Annotated in this window: 12 protein-coding genes; 5 read left to right on the forward strand and 7 right to left on the reverse strand. The window is 43.5% G+C overall.

Translation table 11 applies throughout. The features are described from left to right. Nucleotides 1-157: 157 nt before the first annotated feature. The 6 genes from HMPREF1535_RS00345 to HMPREF1535_RS00370 form a co-directional block, all read right to left on the reverse strand. Complete coding sequence (locus tag HMPREF1535_RS00345) at nucleotides 158-1,261, reverse strand: sialidase family protein (RefSeq protein ID WP_007658805.1); 1,104 nt, start codon at nucleotides 1,259-1,261, stop codon at nucleotides 158-160. 41 nt (nucleotides 1,262-1,302) lie between these two features. Further along, on the reverse strand, nucleotides 1,303-2,763 hold the full coding sequence (locus HMPREF1535_RS00350) for a RagB/SusD family nutrient uptake outer membrane protein (protein ID WP_010802485.1): 1,461 nt from the start codon (nucleotides 2,761-2,763) through the stop codon (nucleotides 1,303-1,305). A 12-nt stretch (nucleotides 2,764-2,775) separates the two neighbouring features. Beyond that, a complete protein-coding gene (locus tag HMPREF1535_RS00355; RefSeq protein WP_046144973.1) occupies nucleotides 2,776-6,075 on the reverse strand; it encodes a SusC/RagA family TonB-linked outer membrane protein in 3,300 nt (1,099 codons plus the stop codon). Nucleotides 6,076-6,158: 83 nt separating this feature from the next. Beyond that, nucleotides 6,159-7,073, reverse strand: coding sequence for a dihydrodipicolinate synthase family protein (locus tag HMPREF1535_RS00360; RefSeq protein ID WP_010802483.1), 915 nt, complete (start codon nucleotides 7,071-7,073; stop codon nucleotides 6,159-6,161). Nucleotides 7,074-7,221: 148 nt separating this feature from the next. Continuing rightward, nucleotides 7,222-9,654, reverse strand: a complete 2,433-nt coding sequence (locus tag HMPREF1535_RS00365) for a sodium:solute symporter family protein (RefSeq protein ID WP_244275550.1) — start codon at nucleotides 9,652-9,654, stop codon at nucleotides 7,222-7,224. Nucleotides 9,655-9,675: 21 nt separating this feature from the next. Further along, the gene (locus tag HMPREF1535_RS00370) at nucleotides 9,676-10,389 is read right to left on the reverse strand and encodes a FadR/GntR family transcriptional regulator (RefSeq protein WP_010802481.1); all 714 of its coding nucleotides are present in this window, start codon (nucleotides 10,387-10,389) and stop codon (nucleotides 9,676-9,678) included. A 389-nt stretch (nucleotides 10,390-10,778) separates the two neighbouring features. On the opposite strand from HMPREF1535_RS00370, the gene HMPREF1535_RS00375 reads away from it, so the two are divergent. After that, the gene (locus tag HMPREF1535_RS00375; protein WP_010802480.1) at nucleotides 10,779-11,297 is read left to right on the forward strand and encodes an HdeD family acid-resistance protein; all 519 of its coding nucleotides are present in this window, start codon (nucleotides 10,779-10,781) and stop codon (nucleotides 11,295-11,297) included. A gap of 6 nt (nucleotides 11,298-11,303) precedes the next feature. Here HMPREF1535_RS00375 and HMPREF1535_RS00380 read toward each other — a convergent pair whose 3' ends face one another. Continuing rightward, nucleotides 11,304-12,206 (reverse strand): helix-turn-helix domain-containing protein, encoded by a 903-nt coding sequence (locus tag HMPREF1535_RS00380; protein WP_010802479.1) that lies wholly within the window; start codon nucleotides 12,204-12,206, stop codon nucleotides 11,304-11,306. 236 nt (nucleotides 12,207-12,442) lie between these two features. Between HMPREF1535_RS00380 and HMPREF1535_RS00385 the strand changes: the two genes are divergently transcribed. Genes HMPREF1535_RS00385 through HMPREF1535_RS00400 form a run of 4 tightly spaced genes read left to right on the forward strand, consistent with a single transcriptional unit; the run spans nucleotide 12,443 to nucleotide 18,703 of the window. Then, nucleotides 12,443-13,060 (forward strand): TetR/AcrR family transcriptional regulator, encoded by a 618-nt coding sequence (locus tag HMPREF1535_RS00385; protein WP_007658811.1) that lies wholly within the window; start codon nucleotides 12,443-12,445, stop codon nucleotides 13,058-13,060. Nucleotides 13,061-13,092: 32 nt separating this feature from the next. Then, nucleotides 13,093-14,502: a TolC family protein gene (locus tag HMPREF1535_RS00390; protein WP_044214748.1), complete on the forward strand. Its 1,410-nt coding sequence runs from the start codon at nucleotides 13,093-13,095 to the stop codon at nucleotides 14,500-14,502. A 39-nt stretch (nucleotides 14,503-14,541) separates the two neighbouring features. Next, on the forward strand, nucleotides 14,542-15,564 hold the full coding sequence (locus tag HMPREF1535_RS00395) for an efflux RND transporter periplasmic adaptor subunit (protein WP_007658816.1): 1,023 nt from the start codon (nucleotides 14,542-14,544) through the stop codon (nucleotides 15,562-15,564). A gap of 13 nt (nucleotides 15,565-15,577) precedes the next feature. Then, on the forward strand, nucleotides 15,578-18,703 hold the full coding sequence (locus HMPREF1535_RS00400; RefSeq protein ID WP_046144974.1) for an efflux RND transporter permease subunit: 3,126 nt from the start codon (nucleotides 15,578-15,580) through the stop codon (nucleotides 18,701-18,703). Nucleotides 18,704-18,754 lie beyond the last annotated feature (51 nt).

The following is an 18,754-nucleotide window of genomic DNA, read 5'->3' on the forward strand; positions in this document are numbered from 1 at the left end:
TATATGGTAAATTGAAATTCATCCCTAACACTGAATAAAAAAACATGATTATCAGATTACTAATTACATCTGCTGTTTTGATGCCTTTTGAGTGATAGAGTCAGGAAAGGGGAGGGTTCAAAATTTTGACACCTCCCCTTTCTTACATCCACTTTTATTACAGTTTCACGTCTGTTTCATCCAATTTGAAACGGACTTCCACAATGGAATGTTTCGCTTTTCCCGGACTCATTTTAATATAAGTAATTGCTATAATAGTCCCGTCCGGTAATATTTCTAACCCCGGATAACCACAGTCCGAACCGGCATAACTATGCAGCAGTTTGATCTTATATTGGCCGGAAGTTCCTTCACGCAAGTCTTTTTCATGTCCTACCCAGGCTACAAAATGACCTTTGGTCGGACTGCCGGGCGCCATATCGCGGAAGACGGCAACCAACCGCCCATCGGGAGCATATTTGATGACATGCCGGTCTCCCGTCAGTCCCCAGGGCGTTTCCTGCAAGGCGCTCCAGGTTTGTCCTTCATCCGTCGATACCATCATTAAAGAGTTTCCGACACGCTTATTTTCACGAGCAATGCAAATCAGACGTTTACCGTCTTCCGAACGGATCACGCAAGGTTCGCAGGGAGCACGGCCTTCCATCTCTCCTACTAAAGTCGATTCCTCCCAGGTCAGACCGCCATCATGGGATATCGATTGCCACAAAGTCAACGGGGGACGGTCCTGGTCATTCAGTCCACGATGGTATAACCCCAGATAATCTCCATTTTTCAATTGGATAATACTGGAAAAAGCCATCACACAGGGTTTACCCAACCTCTTGACCGGACTCCAGCTTTTTCCGCCGTCTTCACTGTAAGTCATAGGCATATCCGGCTGGCCGCAAAAGACAAATAAGCGTTCTTTACCTTTCTTATCCTTCAGGTTGTATATACTCGGACAGTTCCGCATAGTCGACCAGTCCTCGGGAACCGCCTGTTTGGTCCAGGTCAAGCCCGAATCTTTACTGACTGCCAGTAATCCGGCATCACCTCCGTGATCGAAGCTCCATGTACAATAAATCGTTTTATTGTCATCGAGCATCACAGTGGTAGGATGCCCGTTATACAACTCAGGTGTTCCTTCTGAGAGGACGATCTGGCGTCCCCTGTCAGAAGAGATATCCACCCAGGGTAAATTTGGTTTTACCTGCTGTGCCATTACAGGCAATACAGAACCGAGCAATAACGTCTGAAACAATAATAAACCCTTTTTCATCTTCATATATTTTAGAATTCAATAGATATTATTCCTGCGAATTATCTTTGTACATCCGATTCATATCCGTCAGTTTGTTTCAACTGATCATTCAATACCATATCATTATAATTGATCGGCCAGTATAACGGAAAGTCCGGCTTATCATTCAGATTTGGTACTTCATTATAAATATTAATCGCTCCTCCTGAATGGAAACGAACCAGATCGAACCATCTTTTCTGCTCGATAAAGAGCTCTCTCAGACGTTCATCACAAAGTTCCTTCTCCACACTCGCCTTGTCGGCCGGACCAGCATAATTATCCAAGCCGGCACGCTGTCTGACGGCATTCAGGTCAGATAAAGCATCCTGTATCTTATTCAACGCGGCATTTGCTTCTGCACGTAACAAAAGTAAATCACCCCAACGATACACAATCAAATCATCATCAAAATAACGGTCATCCGTATAAACTTTTCCTCTGAACTTATTGGTCTGTGTCAAAATCAGGTTGCCATCCTTATCAACAAGATCGATCATAGCTGATTGGTAACGTTTATCTCCCGGATACTTCAAATAAAGCACCCTGGTCTTCTCACTTGGAGCATAGACATGGCGACTCTGATTCGGAGACGTTGCCGCCTCATCCAGATTAACAGCCATCGACAAGTTATCGGTTCTCGATGTCGTATTCGTCGCAATGGAAAGATTGCCCGTTTCATAACGTTCAAAATACAGGGAGAAAATAATCTCCGCATTTCTTTTATTTGCATTATTAAAAACAGAGGCATACTCAGGAAGAAGTTCCACACCACTCTTCTCCACTTCGTTAATTGCATTAACCGCTTCATTCAGATCGGAGTCCCCTCCACTCAACACTTTAGCTTTCCATAGCAGTGCATCCGCTTTCAAAGCATAAGCGGCGGGCTTGGATGAATAGTTCTTGTTTACAAAGCCTTCCTCCGGAAACAAAGATAATGACTGTTCGATATCCGACAAGATTTGTTTCATCACCTCTTCCTTCGGGGAACGGGGTTTCAGTTCGATCTTATCAGAAAGAACAGGATCCAGCAGAATAGGCACATCTCCCCATATACGTACTAAAAAGAAATATGTCTGGGCACGCAAATAATAAGTTTCCGCTTTGATTCTGTTTTTATCCGCTTCATTTGTAAAACTCAAACCGTCAATCTTGTACAACAGAAGATTGGTATGATGTATAATGTTATAGGCATCCCGGTAAGAAGGGGCATTGTTTTCAAGCAGATTTTGAGCCCATGCATTTGTGGAAGGTCCGATCTCTCCCACTTTAAAGGCATCTCCCCTGTCTTCTCCATATAAAGAAGTATTATTTAACGCGCGTACTTTATTATATATACCTGTCAGATATGCTTTCGCATCTCCGGAGTTTTTCCAGAATGACTGTGATGTAATTGTAGAGACAGGTTCCACTTCCAGCAAACTGCAACTACTATATAAAGCACAACACACAATCCATAAAAATATCCATATCTTTTTCATTTTCATACCAATTTAAAAAGTTAATCTTGCACCGAAATTGAATTGTATCGGAATAAAATACTCACCTGTTTCCTGTCCGTCATACTGTTCCGGGTTCAAACCGTCAAAAGCAGTGATATAACCCAGGTTATTTGCACCGGCAGTCAGGGATATCCCCTGCATTTTCAATTTAGAGCAAATAGAACGAGGCAGGTCGTAGCTTAATGAGATTTCACGGAAACAGAGGTAATCACCTTTAGAGTAATACGCCGTATTATCTGCGTTTCCATTACTGTTCATACCGGCATAAGCGATGGTACGCATGTGGTTACGATATCCGTTATCCCAGTCAGAAGCCACATCGTAACGAGGATATTTAGCAGTGGCGGCATCTCCCTGACTCCACCAGATATTACCGTTCGTTACGTCGGTTGTCGTAACAATCGCATTACGGGCATTGGCGTTGGCACGGCATCTCCACACATTTGCTATCGAATGGCCCAAGGCATAATCGACCACAAAACGGAACGTAAACCCTTTATAACCCAATGTGTTTATCAATACTCCCTTTTTGTCCGGGTTAGCCCAACCGATAAACACGATATCCTTATCGTCGATAACTCCGTTTCCATCCATATCGGCCCATATGGCATCACCGGCTACTTTGTTTTTGCCTATTTTAGAACCGGAGACTTTTGTATCTTCAGGAGCCAGTGCAGCCGCCTCATCGGTATCATAAACACCCAGGTATTTATATCCCCAACGTCCGCCGATCCGTTCTCCTTCAGCCAGGCCTCCGGCTTCAATATATGTTCCGCTCTTCGTATCCCAGATCAGACCACCCTGTACACGATTCTTATCGCGTCCGTTATCAGGAAGTTCTTTCATATAAGTACGGTTCATGGCAAAAGTAGCTGTAATATCCCAACTGACAGGACCTCCGGACAATGGACGGGCAGTCAATGACAGTTCAATACCCTTGTTCTGTACAACACCCAAATTAGCCTTTATAGAACTAAATCCGGTCTGGGCAGGGAGCGATTTATCATACAACCGGTCGGAAGTCAGCTTGTTATAGCCGGTAAAAGAAAACTCGATACGATTGTTCAGAAATCCGGCATCGAAACCATAATCCACATTTGAGGTAGTTTCCCAAACCAGGCTGTTATTCGCCAGAACACTATTCAGGACACCCGGATTCCCGCCATACAAATAAGAGGCATATTCACCCTGTGTATTTGAATATGACAGTTTGTTATTACCGGTCTGGCCCCAACTGACTCTCAGTTTTAAACGGCTGGCAATTTGTTTCGGGAACCACTCTTCATAATGCATATTCCAGCCGCCGGAGAATGCGGGGAACAAAGCAAACTTATGATCTTCAGCAAACTGAGAGGCTCCGTCGTAACGTAAAGAGGCAGTCAGCAGATAACGGCGGTCGTAATCATAATTCACACGGGTAAAGAAACCGACAAGTATTTCTTTTTCCAGCGTAGATGTTGTCCGTTGTTCTGTCGGTTTCGTCGGGGCAAGTGTCGGGATATAATCGGTCGGAGCTTCCGAGCCTGTTCCTTTCAGAAAATAATTATCATTCTTCGTGTAATTCATACCCAACAGTGCGTTAATCGTATTCTTCTTAAACTTCTTGTCATAAGTGAATACGGCATCTGCCATGATTTGTTTGCGTTGGTCATGTCTCTCCAAGGTTTTGCGCCCTTTGTTGAAATCATTGTATTTTTCAAAAAAACGATAAATGTTTTCCTGCATATAATAAGATGCCGACGGTTTGAAATGCAGTCCCTCAATGATTTCCCAATCCAATCCCAGCCGGAATGTATTACGATAGGCTTTATCTGTAATATCCTGATAATACAGTTCATGCAAACGGTTTCGCGGAGAACCGCCGGATTCGCCGATACCCGGTGTCCCGTCATCATAATACAAACGGAAAGTTGTCGGATAGCGGGAAGAACGGTCCAGAGTGCTGGTCCCTGAATTTTCAGGGTCTGTCGATTTATTGGCTATTGTTGAATGTTTGAGGCCGACCGACAGGCTTATATGATCCTGCAACTTATAATTACCGTTAGCGGTCAGGCTAAACCGGTCATATCCTGTTCCCAGAACCATACCCTCGGCATCGATGTAACCTAAACTGACGTAATAGTTCGCACGATCATTCCCTCCGGAAGCATTCACATCATAATTATGCGTCAGTCCCGTTTGGAAAAGTACATCTTTCTGATAGTTATTATCTTTAAAAATAAGGGTTTTACCTGAATAAGGGTCTTTCATTGTCTGATATCCCTGATTACCTAGCAGGTCATCGACATAAGATTGTCCCATATTATTGACCAGGTCATCCATGTATTCTGTCGTAAAGCGGGAATATCCGTAACCGGTCAACGAACCATTTTTATAATTTATATTCCCTGTTGAATACGGATAGGCTCCACCTTCCAGGCGGCCGGTCACGTTTGCATCGTTTATTCCCCTCGCTCCTGCCAGACGGGAAGCATATAAATAATCCTCTGCGTTTGAAAACGGATAATGTGTACGAATACGTTCTATTCCCAACCGATAAGAGGCGTTAATTGTCGCTTTTCCATCTTTTGAAGAGCCTTGTTTTGTAGTTATCAGAATAATACCATTCGCCGCCTTTGCTCCGTAGATTGCTGCTGACGCCGCATCTTTAAGAACCTCCATTGACTCGATATCTTCCTGGTTGATACCGTTCATATTGTCGCGTAAGACACCGTCTATAACGAACAGCGGAGTATCCTTGGACGGATCTGTCGAACCGCCACGGATCAGGACAACAGGTTGCGCCCCCGGCTGACCGGTCGTCTGACGGATATCCAGACCTGCCACTTTCCCTTGCAAATTATTTAGTGGAGATGCAGAAACGGAACTCAGCAACTCTCCTTTCTTTACGGAAACGACGCCGGAAGTTACTGTGGCTCTGGATTGGGTTCCATAACCAATAGCGACGACTTCATCCAGTGCAAAAGACTCGTCTTTCAATATAATTTCGTAAAAAGTTTTATCCGTTACTTTCACCTCCGCGGTTGTCATACCAATAAAAGAAACGTCCAGTTGTGATTTTTTCGGCACTCTGAGTGTGAATTTACCATTCAGGTCTGTTGTCGTACCAATTGTAGTATTTTTGACAATAATAGCCGCTCCTAAAACAGGCTCACCTGTTGCATCTTTCACTATGCCACTGATTTCCATTTCTGTCTGTAAACTGCTTTGTTGTGCAACTACAGAACTAATCGTCCCAAAAATTGTCAACAAAACAATAAAAAGGCATTTAAATCCATCTAATTTTCTCATCTTTGTATTGCTTTTAAAGAATATTTTAAAGTAAGATCAGGGGTTATAAGCCGGCCAAAGTTTATCTACCCCTTTTCTTTTTTTTATTTTTTGTCAAAGAAGCTGATTTTCATCAAGTCTTCTTTTAGTGTTTTATATTCCTCATCGCTGAATGGGGCGATGGGTAACCGGCAGCTTCCACAGTCAATGCCGATCAAATTCATAATAGCTTTTCCTCCTCTTACACCTCCTCCGTATTTAATAATTATTTTTACTACTTCTATCGATCTCATCTGCAATTTTCTGGCAGTCTCCAGATCGCCAGACTCCATTGCTTTCATAATTCCAAGATACACATCCGACAAATAGTTGTAGGTACTGCCTACCCCTGCTTCAGCACCGAACACCAGTCCGGAAATCAGAATTTCGTCATATCCGTGCAGAACTTCAAACTCTCCATTATTTAATGCCAGGCATTCACCCATTTCCATCAGGTTGTTATGGGTAAATTTTGTTCCGGCTAAATTGGGTATACTCTTTTTTCCTTCTACCAAAAACTCTGCCACCGGCAACGATACTCCCGTCATCGAAGGCATATTGTAATAGTAAAAAGGAAGCTCTCCGGCACTTTTTGCTATCGGGGCAAAAAAGGCGATCAGCTCTTTAACCGTAGCCGGTTTGAAGAAACAAGGTGCCATTGCCGCAATCGCATCTGCTCCCGATCCATAAGCATGTTTCGCCAAATCCATCGATTCAAAGAGGGAATCGCTCCCGACATGGGCTATAACCTTAAACCGGCCATCGGCAGATTTCACCCATTGTTCCAGGATATTTTTCCGCTCTTCCACGGTCAACGACAGCGATTCACCGGTCGTACCGCAAACAAACACTCCAGTCATTCCTGACTTTGCCATCAGATCGGCATACTTACCGATCACAGGCAGATTAACCTTTCCTTCCGCATCCATCGGAGTAAAAGATGCGGCAATCAGTCCTTTCAGACGTTGATAATTTTTCATTTGCTTTTGTTTTTTATTTGGATAATACTTTATAGATTGTCAGATGATCTATATTTTTCCTATCACCCGGAAACAAACAACTGACCAGATAGCCTATAACGAAACAGGAGACAAAACCGGTTGTTGTATATAATAAGAGATGAACGGTCTAAAAATGTATCATTGTCAACTGCACCATAATACTTCCAATGATACCACACAAAGCCCCTGTCGCATTAGCTCTTCGTGTAATCATTCCGAGCAAGAACAATCCTCCCAGACTGCCCAAAATGATTCCCAGTATTTTATTGAATTCATCCCATAACGAGTTAATATCCCAGGTAGCCATCAGGTAAGCGAAAAAAATTCCGGCCGCTCCCAATAACATCGTAGCAATCTTAGCCACCTTCAAATCGACCTTGTGGTGATTTATTTTTGAATGAATGTCGGTCACATAGGCTGTCGCTGCTGAATTCATGCTACTGCTCAATGTTGACATGGCAGCAGCTAAAATCCCGGAAACCAACAGACCGACCACTCCCTGCGGTAACTCGGAATAAATATACCAGGGGAGAATCGCATCTCCGTCAGAAACAGTTATGCTGAGTTCTAGCGGGTTGTGTTTATAATAAACATATAATACCGTCCCGACAAAGAAAAACAGCAATGTGGCAGGAATAGTCAATACGGCATTTGTCAATACACTTTTCCGGGCCTGCTTTTCCGTTCCGGTTGTCATATAACGCTGAACCATCGTTTGATCGGTACCATAAGTCGTCAGGTTTGTAAAAAATGTAGCAATCAAAACCGTCCATAATGTAGATTGTTTCAAATTGAAATCAAAACTGCCCAGAGAGAATTTGTTATCGACAGCGGCTTCACGGACAATACCGGAAAATCCTTCCGGGATATTAAATACCGCCACAATCACAACCAATATCGCCCCTCCCAACAGGATCACCACCTGCAAAGCGTCTGTCCAGACCACCGCTTCGATGCCGCCTATCATCGTATAAATCAGACTTAAAACACCCATCAAACCAATACATAAAAATATATTGAAACCGGTTATCACATTCAATGCTATTGCAGGAAGATACATGACAATCCCCATTCGACCGACCTGAAACAAAATGAAAGCAAGGCTACAAATTACCCGGATCAACGAATTAAAACGTAATTCCAAATATTCATACGCTGTCGTAACATTCAGTTTACGATAAAAGGGAATGAACAAATAGAGTATCACCGGTACGACCATTAATATACCGACATTAACCAGCATATAACTCCAATCGGAAGCATAGGCTTTTGCCGGTATCGACATAAATGTTATCGCACTCAGACTAGTACCGAAAATACTCAATCCCACCGCCCACCAAGGCAATCGTCCCCCTCCTTTAAAATAATCTTCCGTATTTTTCTGCCTCTTTGAAAAATAGTAACCGATCCATGCCAACAATGCAAAATAGATACCGATCACTGCAATATTCAAAAATCCCAGCTTTTTCTCAAACGGGATAATTTCCCCTTGTACTATTTCAGGTGTACGGATTCCCGGTTTCACTTCACCGCTTGTAATATAAAAAGCGTTATCTTTTTTTGCAATACTGGTCGTTACCGGAAGAATATAAGGAGATATTTCTCTTTCTACCAATGTATTTGTAATCGTATGATACAGCCTTACCCTGTTATCAAAACCGGGATGATCGGCAGAACCGGGAATCAATTGCGGAACACCTCCAAACAATAGGATATGATTAATCCCGGTTGGCAAAGCAGTCCCAGCCATCACAGGAAACTGCCGGTCTAATTTCTTCCAGCTTTTCATCCGCGGATTATAAACGAATCCGTCAGTCAGCACTTTCACTGTTCCGTCTGTCTGGTAGTTTCTGCCGCTGAACAGATAAAAACATTTATCAAACCCATCACTCTGTACGGCAGATACAGCGTAACCTCTAGGCTCTCCCGGCCATGTAGCAAGTTCCTGCCATCCTTTTTTCAGGTCTGAAAGATCTAATTTATAAAAATGGCCGGTTGCAGCCTGTTCTTTCATACTGACTTGTCCCCCTGCCACATAGATACAGTTATTTAAAAGGGCACCGGTCGCATTTGCCAAAGGGACAGGCAACGCAGGCCAGGATAATGACAATTCTATTTGCCGGTTCTTTTTCCGGATAAGAAAAACATCCTTATAACACTGAATGGAATCACATCCACCGATGCACAGCAAACCTCCCGGTAACTCGACAGACAGACCATAAGCCCGGGAGTCTGGTAAGACCTCTTCTGCTATTTCCCATGTAGCAGATGAATCTTTTGCATCAATATAATAGATGGTATTCCACCATTCCTTCGTTCCTCCCTCCCAGGGCATCGCTTCCGGAAAATTAGCACCGCCTGCAATGACTAACGTATTTCCAATAAAGCCGGAAAAAGCACCTGCCACTCCGATATTGGGTTCATTATCGACAGCAGGAAGGCACAAAGAGTTACTCCATTCTATCTTATCACGGGATAGAGGGGATAATGCCAAAACCTGATGAGAAACAGACAAGCAAAATAAAAAGAAAATGAGTTTTTTTATAGTATCGTAGATCATTTAAAGGTTGTTTTTCAAATGCTATACTCTATTATTCATAAATATTTTATACACGGCAAAATGTTTCTCCAACGCCCTACGGAAACCTTCTTCATCTTTTTTCTTTATAAACTCAAGCAGATCTTCATGAGTCACAATCTCTCCTTTTTCCTTCATCTCTATATTGATCGGCTCTAACAGGTCTTTGAATTTATCTTTTACAAAGACCATCACAGGGTGAATAATTCCCTGAAATTCAGAAATAGTTCTATTTCCTGTTATCTCATAAAGTTTTGCATGAAAAGTAAATTCGCTGACCGGTGCATATTCATTATTTTCAAACATTACTCCCATCTTCACGATCTCTTCAAGCTCGGCTATATCTTCAGAAGTTATATTTCTGAAAAGGTCACTACAAATACCTATTTCCAAAGCTATTCTAAAACCCAATATATCAAACAAAGATTCTTCACTTAAAATACGAGGATCGACGACCCGTTTCATTCCTCCCAATATGGAAGGTTCTGTTAAAATCATCCCACGCCGTGTGCGTGATTCAATCATACCCATCATTTTCAGACGACTGAGTGCCTCTCTCAACACATTACGGGCTACACCTAAAGTAGCCGCCAACTCTAATTCGTTAGGGATCGGATCACCTGTACGCAAATCATTGTTCTTAAAGTAATTAAGCAACTTATCTTCTACCTGATCCACCAGAGTTACAGATTGATTGTATATTTTTAGTTTGTCCATATATATTAATTTGAGGTTTATAATACTATTAATCCTATTTGTCTGACAAATTAATGTATTATTTATTTAACAAACAAACATAAATTATCATTTAACTATATTTTACTACATATTACATTACTCAAACACTTACATCCCTATAGATTTTCATTACAACATTATGACAATATCATATATAACAATACAACTTTCTCATATATTATGATATAACATTCTCATAATATATGCGATTATAATATCATAACATATGATACTTTTATAAATAAGGAACAAACTGTACGGAACCCTTTACTCCCGTTTTTTAGCATTATAAATACAGGATTTTTCCATATAGTAAAGAAAATAACGTATCTTCGTTGTTATATAAAGAAAAACAAAAGAATATCCATATGAAAAGAATCAACAACTCAGTCTTACGCAGTGCGTTTGCCATGATTTTAGGATTTGTATTGGTCTTATGGCCGGAAGCAGCTGTCACCTATCTGGTTATTACTATCGGTATCTGCTTTATTATACCTGGTATATTTTCTCTACTGAATTATTTCACCCGGGAAAAGGTAGAAGGGGAACCCTCCCCCATGTTTCCGATAGACGGAGCCGGAAGCATTTTGTTTGGGGCATGGCTTGTTATCATGCCGGAATTTTTTGTTAATATATTAATGTATATCCTGGGAGCCTTATTAGTAATTGCCGGAGTCCAGCAAATCGCGATGCTTGTTTCAGCCCGCAAATGGAGTATGGTGCCGTTCGGCTTCTATGTAATGCCGGCCCTGATCTTACTGACAGGCATCATGATCATTGCCTATCCGTTCGGGGCCGCCGCTAATACATTTGTGATCTTTGGCGTTGCCAGCATTTTCTATGGTATAATAGAATTAATCAACTGGTATAAATTCCGCCAAAGATGAAAAGAATCAGGATTTGCGGTATTCCATCGGGGAAATACCCATATGCTTCTTAAAGAATTTTCCAAATGTAGACTGATCGGAAAAATGCAGCATATCGGCTACCTGTTGCACGGTCGCCTGCGGGGCTTTCAGCAGGATCTTTGCTTCGACGATCAACGCATCGTCAATCCACTTATTAGCAGATTTTCCGGTCAGTTCCTTTAATATCAAGGACAAATATTGCGGAGTTATAAACAGTTTTTCCGCATAGAATGTAACTACATGCTGCTCTTTGCAATGTTCGAACAACAATTGAAGGAATTGCTCGAACAGTTCCTCCTTTCGGGAAAGGGCAGGCATCAGCAAACCATCCTTCTTGCCCATGAAAATGTTGGCTATTTCCAGCAGAAACCCGACAAACGCATTCTGCATTACCTCTTTCTGAAAAAAATGCGTCCGGTTCTTTATTTTACTTCTCAACAATTCTATGTAATTATCTACCAGTTCTGTCTCCTGGGCTTCAAAAGTCGTACATGGATTCTTCCTTAGCTGCATATAATTAGCCATCGAAGGACTGCGCTTGGCCGTGTTGCATTCATCCAGAAACTCACGTGAAATAACCAGTAACTTTCCTTTAAATCCTTTGCTGACCTTGTTAAGCTGTATCGTATGCGTCGGCATAATGATAGTAAAACTATTCGCTCCAATAGTATAAGGAACATAGTCGAGGGCTATTTCCGAAGAGCCTTCCAACACCAATACCATCAACAATGCATCCAACCGCATCGGCATCGTATGATCTTGTACATCCTGATCGTCCAATTCACTGTGTCCGTCAATATCTGCGATCAAAAAAATATCCTGGAAGCTGTCGCGGATGATGATACCTTTATTCAATTCCGCAAACTTTATTAAAGGAAGATTCTCCATAATTTTATATTTTACTCATCATTATAGTCACCACAAAGATAAGTATTGTTTATAATTCCACAAGAGATATGTTTCATTTTTTACCAATATAGACATCTTCTCCACCTAAAAGACTTTGTTTTTTAAAAGCATCTTTCGTTTCAGACCAATCCTGTAACAGAATAAACCTTTTGAGTTTTCTAAAATAGACAGACCTTTGTCACCGAGCATAGTACAGATGATTCAAAAAAATATATATGACAAAGGAACAAGTAATGACGACGGCATTGGATATGTTCTCACAATACGGAATAAAAAGTGTGAGCATGGACGATATTGCCCGGAATACAGGTATTTCAAAGCGAACGATTTATGAATTCTTCGAAGATAAGGAGACTTTATTGCAGGAAGCGATAAAGTACCACAACAACACTATGCGGAAAATACTTAGTGAACTGGAAAAAGGACCGTTTACGGCTCTTGACGTTTTCGTCCTTTTTTACGAAGAATTCATGAAACATCCCCGCTGGTATATCAAAAGATATTACGATGATCTGAAACGCTATCCCAAAGCAGTGGAACAGGCAGAAAAAGACAAAGCCGATTTTACAACAAGATGCATCAAGCTCCTGAACCGCGGCGGAAAAGAGGGTGTTTTCCAGAAAGACCTGAATATCGAGATATTGGCTTTGCTGGCAAAAGAACAACTGAAAATGATCCAACCGTCAAAAGCGTTTGTAAACCATTCGGTGACAGAAGTATTCCAGACGGTACTGTTTACTTTTCTCCGGGGTATCTGCACAGAGAAAGGTATGGTGATTTTAGAGCGTTACGCCTTGAAACATTCGTACGATATGTTGTCAAGAAAGGAATAATACAGAATTATATTCAAATCAAATCTATTTAAATGGAACGAGTATTTATTAGCAAAAAGAGGATGTGGATGGTTGTGATGTTGCTACCTTCTCTATTCTTTTCCACCGTCAAAGCACAGGAAGTCCTGACGCTCGACCTGGAAAAAGCACTGGAGATTGCGCTGAGTGAAAACCCGACCGTGAAAGTCGCAGACAAGGAAATCGAAAAGAAAAAGTATGCACAGAAAGGTTCCTATGCTGCTCTGTTCCCTCAGGTCAGTTTTACAGCTGACTACACCAGGACATTGAAAAAACAGGTAATGTATATGGACGGTTTCGATATGGGCAGTGGTGAAGGTTCAGGAGAAACAGGAGGAGCCGGAGGATCAGCCGGTATGGAAAGTATCGATATGAGCAAAGGTATCGAAGTGGGCCGTGATAACAACTGGACTACCGGTTTCAACGCATCCATGCCGCTTGTGAACGCAACATTATGGAAAAGCCTCAGCATCTCAGCATTAGATGTGGAATTATCTATCGAACAGGCACGATCTTCCAAAATATCTATGGTAAATCAGGTTAAGAAGAGCTTCTATGCCGTGTTACTGGCAAACGATTCTTACCGGGTTTTCAAGGAAAGCTACGATAATGCCATGGAAAACTACCTGGATATTAAGAAGAAGTATGAACAGGGAACAGTGGCCGAATATGACCTGATTCGTGCAGACGTTACAGTCAAGAACAGCGAACCGAATATGCTTCAGGCTGAAAACTCGCTGGTACTGGCCAAGTGGCAGTTGAAAGCTCTTATGGGAATGGACCTGGAGCAAGAGATCGATTGTACAGGGCAATTAGCCGATTTCGAATCGGTCCTTTTTGCCGATTATATAGCAACAGACACGACACTGACTGCCAACTCTGATTTGAAACAGATCGATCTGCAAGCACAACAATTGAAGAAAACATTGCTCATGCAGAAATTCGATTATCTGCCGACGTTATCACTGACAGGCATGTATCAGTGGAATGCCATGAACAACGATTTCAAATTTAAGAATTACAACTGGACTCCCTATTCGATCATAGGTGTATCGCTTTCAATTCCGATCTTCTCCGGAGGTAGTAAATATCATACTATCAAACAGACGCAAGTGTCCATCCACCAGATGGATCTGCAACGAGAAGACACGAAACGTAACCTGCAATTGGCTGTAAAACAGTATCTGGATAACATGAAAACCTGTGTAAAACAATTCGATGCCGCCCAAAAGGGAGTCGAACAAGCCAACAGAGGATATAAGATTGCCCAGAAACGTTACGACACCGGCGGCGGTACATTGCTTGAAATGAATGATGCAGAACTGGCGCTGACACAGGCGAAATTGAATCTTAACCAGTCCATCTATAATTATATGGTCGCTAAATCGGATATGGAAAAAGTCTTAGGTCAAGAAACGTATTAAGAAACAAGTATGAGTACAAAAATAAAAACAGTTTACAATATGAAAACACGTGAAATGCTGAAAGTTATCCCACTTATTACATTAGCCCTGCTGATGTCATGTTCGGGTGAAAAGAAGGACGCAGCGACAGATACCCATGATGAAAAAGTAAAAGTGAAGATAGAGCAGGTATCCTCTCAGGATGTAGACCAGATAGCAGATTTTACTGCAACAGTAGAGGCCAATATAAAGAATAATATCGCACCTCAGTCGCCGGTTCGTATTGCGAAGCTGTTTGCCGAAGTTGGCGATCATGTAAAAGAGGGTCAGGTACTTGTCAAAATGGACGAAACAAACCTGCAACAGGCAAAGATCCAACTGGACAACCAGGAAATCGAGTTCAACCGTATCGACGAACTTTATAAAGTAGGCGGTGCCTCCAAATCGGCCTGGGATGCCCAGAAAACTCAGTTGGACGTAAGCCGTGCCAGCTATAAGAACTTGCAGGAGAACACACAGCTGTTAAGCCCGATAAGCGGTATCATCACTGCCCGTAATTATGACAGCGGCGATATGTACAGCGGTGGAGAACCGATCTATACGGTTGAACAAATCCGTCCGGTCAAACTATTTGTAAACGTATCCGAAAGCTATTTTACAGATGTAAAAAAAGGAAACGAAGTGGACATCAAACTCGATGTATACGGTGACGAAGTATTCAAAGGCAAAGTAAGCCTGGTCTATCCGACCATCGACGCTTCAACCCGCACCTTCCCTGTTGAGATCAAGATTGTCAACACTGATGAGCGCGTCCGCCCGGGAATGTTCGCCCGTGCAACCATGAACTTCGGTACACTCAACCACGTTGTTGCTCCGGATCAGGCGATTGTTAAACAATCCGGATCAGGCGACCGCTACATCTATGTGTACAAAAACGGAAAAGTATCCTATCAAAAGATAGAATTGGGACGTCGTATGGGTAACAAATACGAAATCGTATCAGGCGTAGAAAACGGAGACCACGTGGTAATTACCGGTCAGAACCGTTTGACTAATGGAATGGAAGTTGAAATTGACAAGTAAGAAATAAAAGTATATGAGCTTATATGCAACAGCGGTAAAAAAACCGGTGACCACCGCCCTCGTGTTCGTGGCTGTGGTGATCATGGGTCTTTTTTCCTTAACCCGATTATCAGTCGACCTGTTCCCGGAGATTGAAACCAACATGATCATGGTCATGACGGCCTATCCCGGTGCCAGTGCCAGTGATATTGAAATGAACGTCTCCAAACCGTTGGAGAACGTACTGAATAGTGTGAGTGACCTGAAACATATCACTTCGCAATCCAGAGAAAACATCTCTATCGTAACTCTCGAATTCGAATACGGGACCGATATAGACGTGGCAACCAACGACGTTCGCGACAAGTTGGACGTCGTGGAGTCGTCCCTTCCCGATGATGTGGAAAATCCTATCATCTTCAAGTTCGGTACCGACGACATTCCTATCCTGTTGCTATCCGTGACAGCGGAGGAAAGTACCAACGCCCTTTACAAGATTCTGGATGATAAAGTATCCAACCCGCTGGCCCGTATCAGCGGCGTAGGTGCCGTATCCATCTCAGGAGCCCCGGTCCGTGAAGTGCAAGTGTATTGCGATCCTTACAAGTTGGAAGCCTATGGCCTGACAATCGAAGGGATTTCAAATATCATCGCACAGGAAAACCGGAATACCCCGGGCGGTAGCATCGATATCGGTTCGAATACCTACACACTGCGTGTACAAGGTGAATTCACCGATGCCCGCCAGATGCTCGACCTCGTAGTAGGAAGCAGCAACGGCAGGAATGTTTATCTGCGCGACGTAGCGGACGTAAAAGACTACGTGGAAGAACGTGCACAGGAAACCTTCAACAACGGCGGCCGCGGCGGTATGATCGTTATCCAGAAACAGTCGGGCGCCAACTCGGTGAACATCGCCAAAAAGGTACACGATAAGTTACCCGAAATACAGGCCAGCCTGCCTTCCGACGTAAAATTAGGTGTGATCGTGGATACATCCACCAACATTTTGAACACGATCGACAGTTTGAAAGAAACGATCATGATCACCTTCATTGTCGTAATGTTCGTGGTATTCATCTTCCTCGGACGCTGGAGAGCGACGTTCATCATTATCCTGACAATCCCGATTTCTCTGATAGCCGCCTTCGCTTATCTGCTGGCTTCAGGAAATACGCTGAATATTATCTCACTGAGTTCGCTTTCTATCGCCATCGGTATGGTGGTGGATGATGCGATCGTTGTATTAGAAAACGTAACGACCCATATCGAGCGGGGTAGCAAGCCGAAGCAGGCTGCCGTACATGCGACCAATGAGGTAGCCATCTCCGTTATCGCTTCTACGCTGACCATGCTGGCCGTGTTCCTGCCGTTGACGATGGTAACCGGTATGGCAGGTATCCTGTTCAAACAGTTGGGTTGGATCGTTAGTATCATTATGATCGTATCGACAGTAGGCGCTTTGACGCTGACTCCGATGCTTTGTTCACAGTTGCTGCGCCTCGATCCGAAGAAAGGTCGTTTGTACGTGCTATTCTTCACTCCGATCGAGAAAGCATTGAATGCGCTCGATGTAGCTTACGCACGCTTTCTGAGTTGGGCCGTACGCCATCGTAAAACAGTCATCTTCGGTGCCATGCTGATATTCGCAGGGAGCATGATGCTGGTTCCGACCGTCAAAACGGAGTTTTTCCCGACACAGGACAACGGCCGCGTCGGTATCACGATCGAACTGCCGATCGGTACCCGTCAGGAAATCACCCGCGATCTGGCTTTGCGCATCGACAAACAGTTCCGCGAAAAGTATCCGGAAATAGATGTATTGAACTTCAGCGAAGGACAGGCTGACACCGACAATACCTTCGCACAACTTAGCGACAACGGTTCGCACATCATCGAAATGAATGTCGGGTTAAGCAGCGTGGGAGACCGCGAACGCGGATTGATCGAGATTTGCGACCTGATGCGTAAAGACCTGGCTCAATATTCGGAAATCAAGGAATATAAAGTACTGGCCGGTGGTTCTTCCGGCGGTGCAGGTGGCGAAACGACCGTCGATGTGGAAATCTATGGTTTCGACTTCGAAAAGACCGATATCGTAGCTGCCGAACTGGCCCGCCGCCTCGAAACCCTGAAAGGTTGTTCGCAGGTGAACATCAGTCGTAAAGATTATATCCCGGAATATCAGGTAGACTTCGACCGCGAAAAGCTGGCGATGAACGGCCTGAATGTAACTACGGCCTCCACGTATCTTCGTAACCGTATCAACGGCTCCACCGCTTCAAAATATCGTGAAGATGGCGACGAATATGATATAAAGGTACGTTATGCCCCGGAATTCCGCCAGTCGGTAGAAGATATCGAAAATATCATCATCTACAACAGTGCCGGACAAGGCGTTCGTATCCGCGACGTGGGTAAAGTTGTAGAACGTATGACCCCGCCGACTATCGAGCGTAAGAACCGCGAACGTATCATTACCGTTTCGGCCGTTGTAGCCCAGGGTGCCGCATTGAGTGACCTGGTAGAACAAACCCGTGCCGAACTGAAAAAGATGGATATTCCGTCTGAAATAAGCTGGCAGTTGGGTGGTACTTTCGAAGACCAGCAGGATACATTCACCGATCTGGGTATATTGATGGTATTGATCATCATACTCGTATTCATCGTGATGGCCGCCCAGTTCGAGTCGCTGACCGACCCGTTTGTGATTATGTTCTCTATCCCGTTCGCCTTTACCGGGGTTGTTCTGGGATTGTCTATCACACAAACGCCGCTGGGTGTAATGGCATTGATCGGTGTGATCATGTTGATGGGTATCGTGGTAAAGAACGGTATCGTGCTGATCGACTACACGATCCTTTGCCGCGAACGTGGAATGAGTATCCTGACAGCTGCTGTTACAGCCGGTAAATCCCGTCTCCGTCCGGTATTGATGACCACACTGACCACTGTGCTGGGTATGATCCCGATGGCGGTCGGTACAGGTGAAGGTTCCGAAATGTGGCGTTCGATGGGTATGACGGTTGCCTGGGGGCTTGCCGTTTCGACCCTGATCACGCTGGTTATCGTGCCGGTTGTCTATTGTACATTTGCCGGGAACGGGGTGAAACGCCGCCGCCGCAAAATTGCAAAACTGAACCAGCTGGAACAATTATAAAACAGACAAACCGGGAAGTGGGACTTCCCAGTACCAGGAAGAAGGTATTCC

The sequence above is a fragment of the Parabacteroides goldsteinii DSM 19448 = WAL 12034 genome (assembly GCF_000969835.1).
In the GTDB taxonomy this organism is placed as follows: domain Bacteria; phylum Bacteroidota; class Bacteroidia; order Bacteroidales; family Tannerellaceae; genus Parabacteroides; species Parabacteroides goldsteinii.

Bases quoted from the DNA above. Each gene is read 5' to 3' on its own strand.
- HMPREF1535_RS00370 (WP_010802481.1), bottom strand. From the start codon at position 10,389: ATGGACAAACTAAAAATATACAATCAATCTGTAACTCTGGTGGATCAG.
- HMPREF1535_RS00355 (WP_046144973.1), bottom strand. From the start codon at position 6,075: ATGAGAAAATTAGATGGATTTAAATGCCTTTTTATTGTTTTGTTGACA.
- HMPREF1535_RS00390 (WP_044214748.1), top strand. From the start codon at position 13,093: ATGGAACGAGTATTTATTAGCAAAAAGAGGATGTGGATGGTTGTGATG.
- HMPREF1535_RS00365 (WP_244275550.1), bottom strand. From the start codon at position 9,654: ATGATCTACGATACTATAAAAAAACTCATTTTCTTTTTATTTTGCTTG.
- HMPREF1535_RS00350 (WP_010802485.1), bottom strand. From the start codon at position 2,763: ATGAAAAAGATATGGATATTTTTATGGATTGTGTGTTGTGCTTTATAT.
- HMPREF1535_RS00375 (WP_010802480.1), top strand. From the start codon at position 10,779: ATGAAAAGAATCAACAACTCAGTCTTACGCAGTGCGTTTGCCATGATT.
- HMPREF1535_RS00395 (WP_007658816.1), top strand. From the start codon at position 14,542: ATGAAAACACGTGAAATGCTGAAAGTTATCCCACTTATTACATTAGCC.
- HMPREF1535_RS00360 (WP_010802483.1), bottom strand. From the start codon at position 7,073: ATGAAAAATTATCAACGTCTGAAAGGACTGATTGCCGCATCTTTTACT.
- HMPREF1535_RS00385 (WP_007658811.1), top strand. From the start codon at position 12,443: ATGACAAAGGAACAAGTAATGACGACGGCATTGGATATGTTCTCACAA.
- HMPREF1535_RS00380 (WP_010802479.1), bottom strand. From the start codon at position 12,206: ATGGAGAATCTTCCTTTAATAAAGTTTGCGGAATTGAATAAAGGTATC.
- HMPREF1535_RS00400 (WP_046144974.1), top strand. From the start codon at position 15,578: ATGAGCTTATATGCAACAGCGGTAAAAAAACCGGTGACCACCGCCCTC.
- HMPREF1535_RS00345 (WP_007658805.1), bottom strand. From the start codon at position 1,261: ATGAAAAAGGGTTTATTATTGTTTCAGACGTTATTGCTCGGTTCTGTA.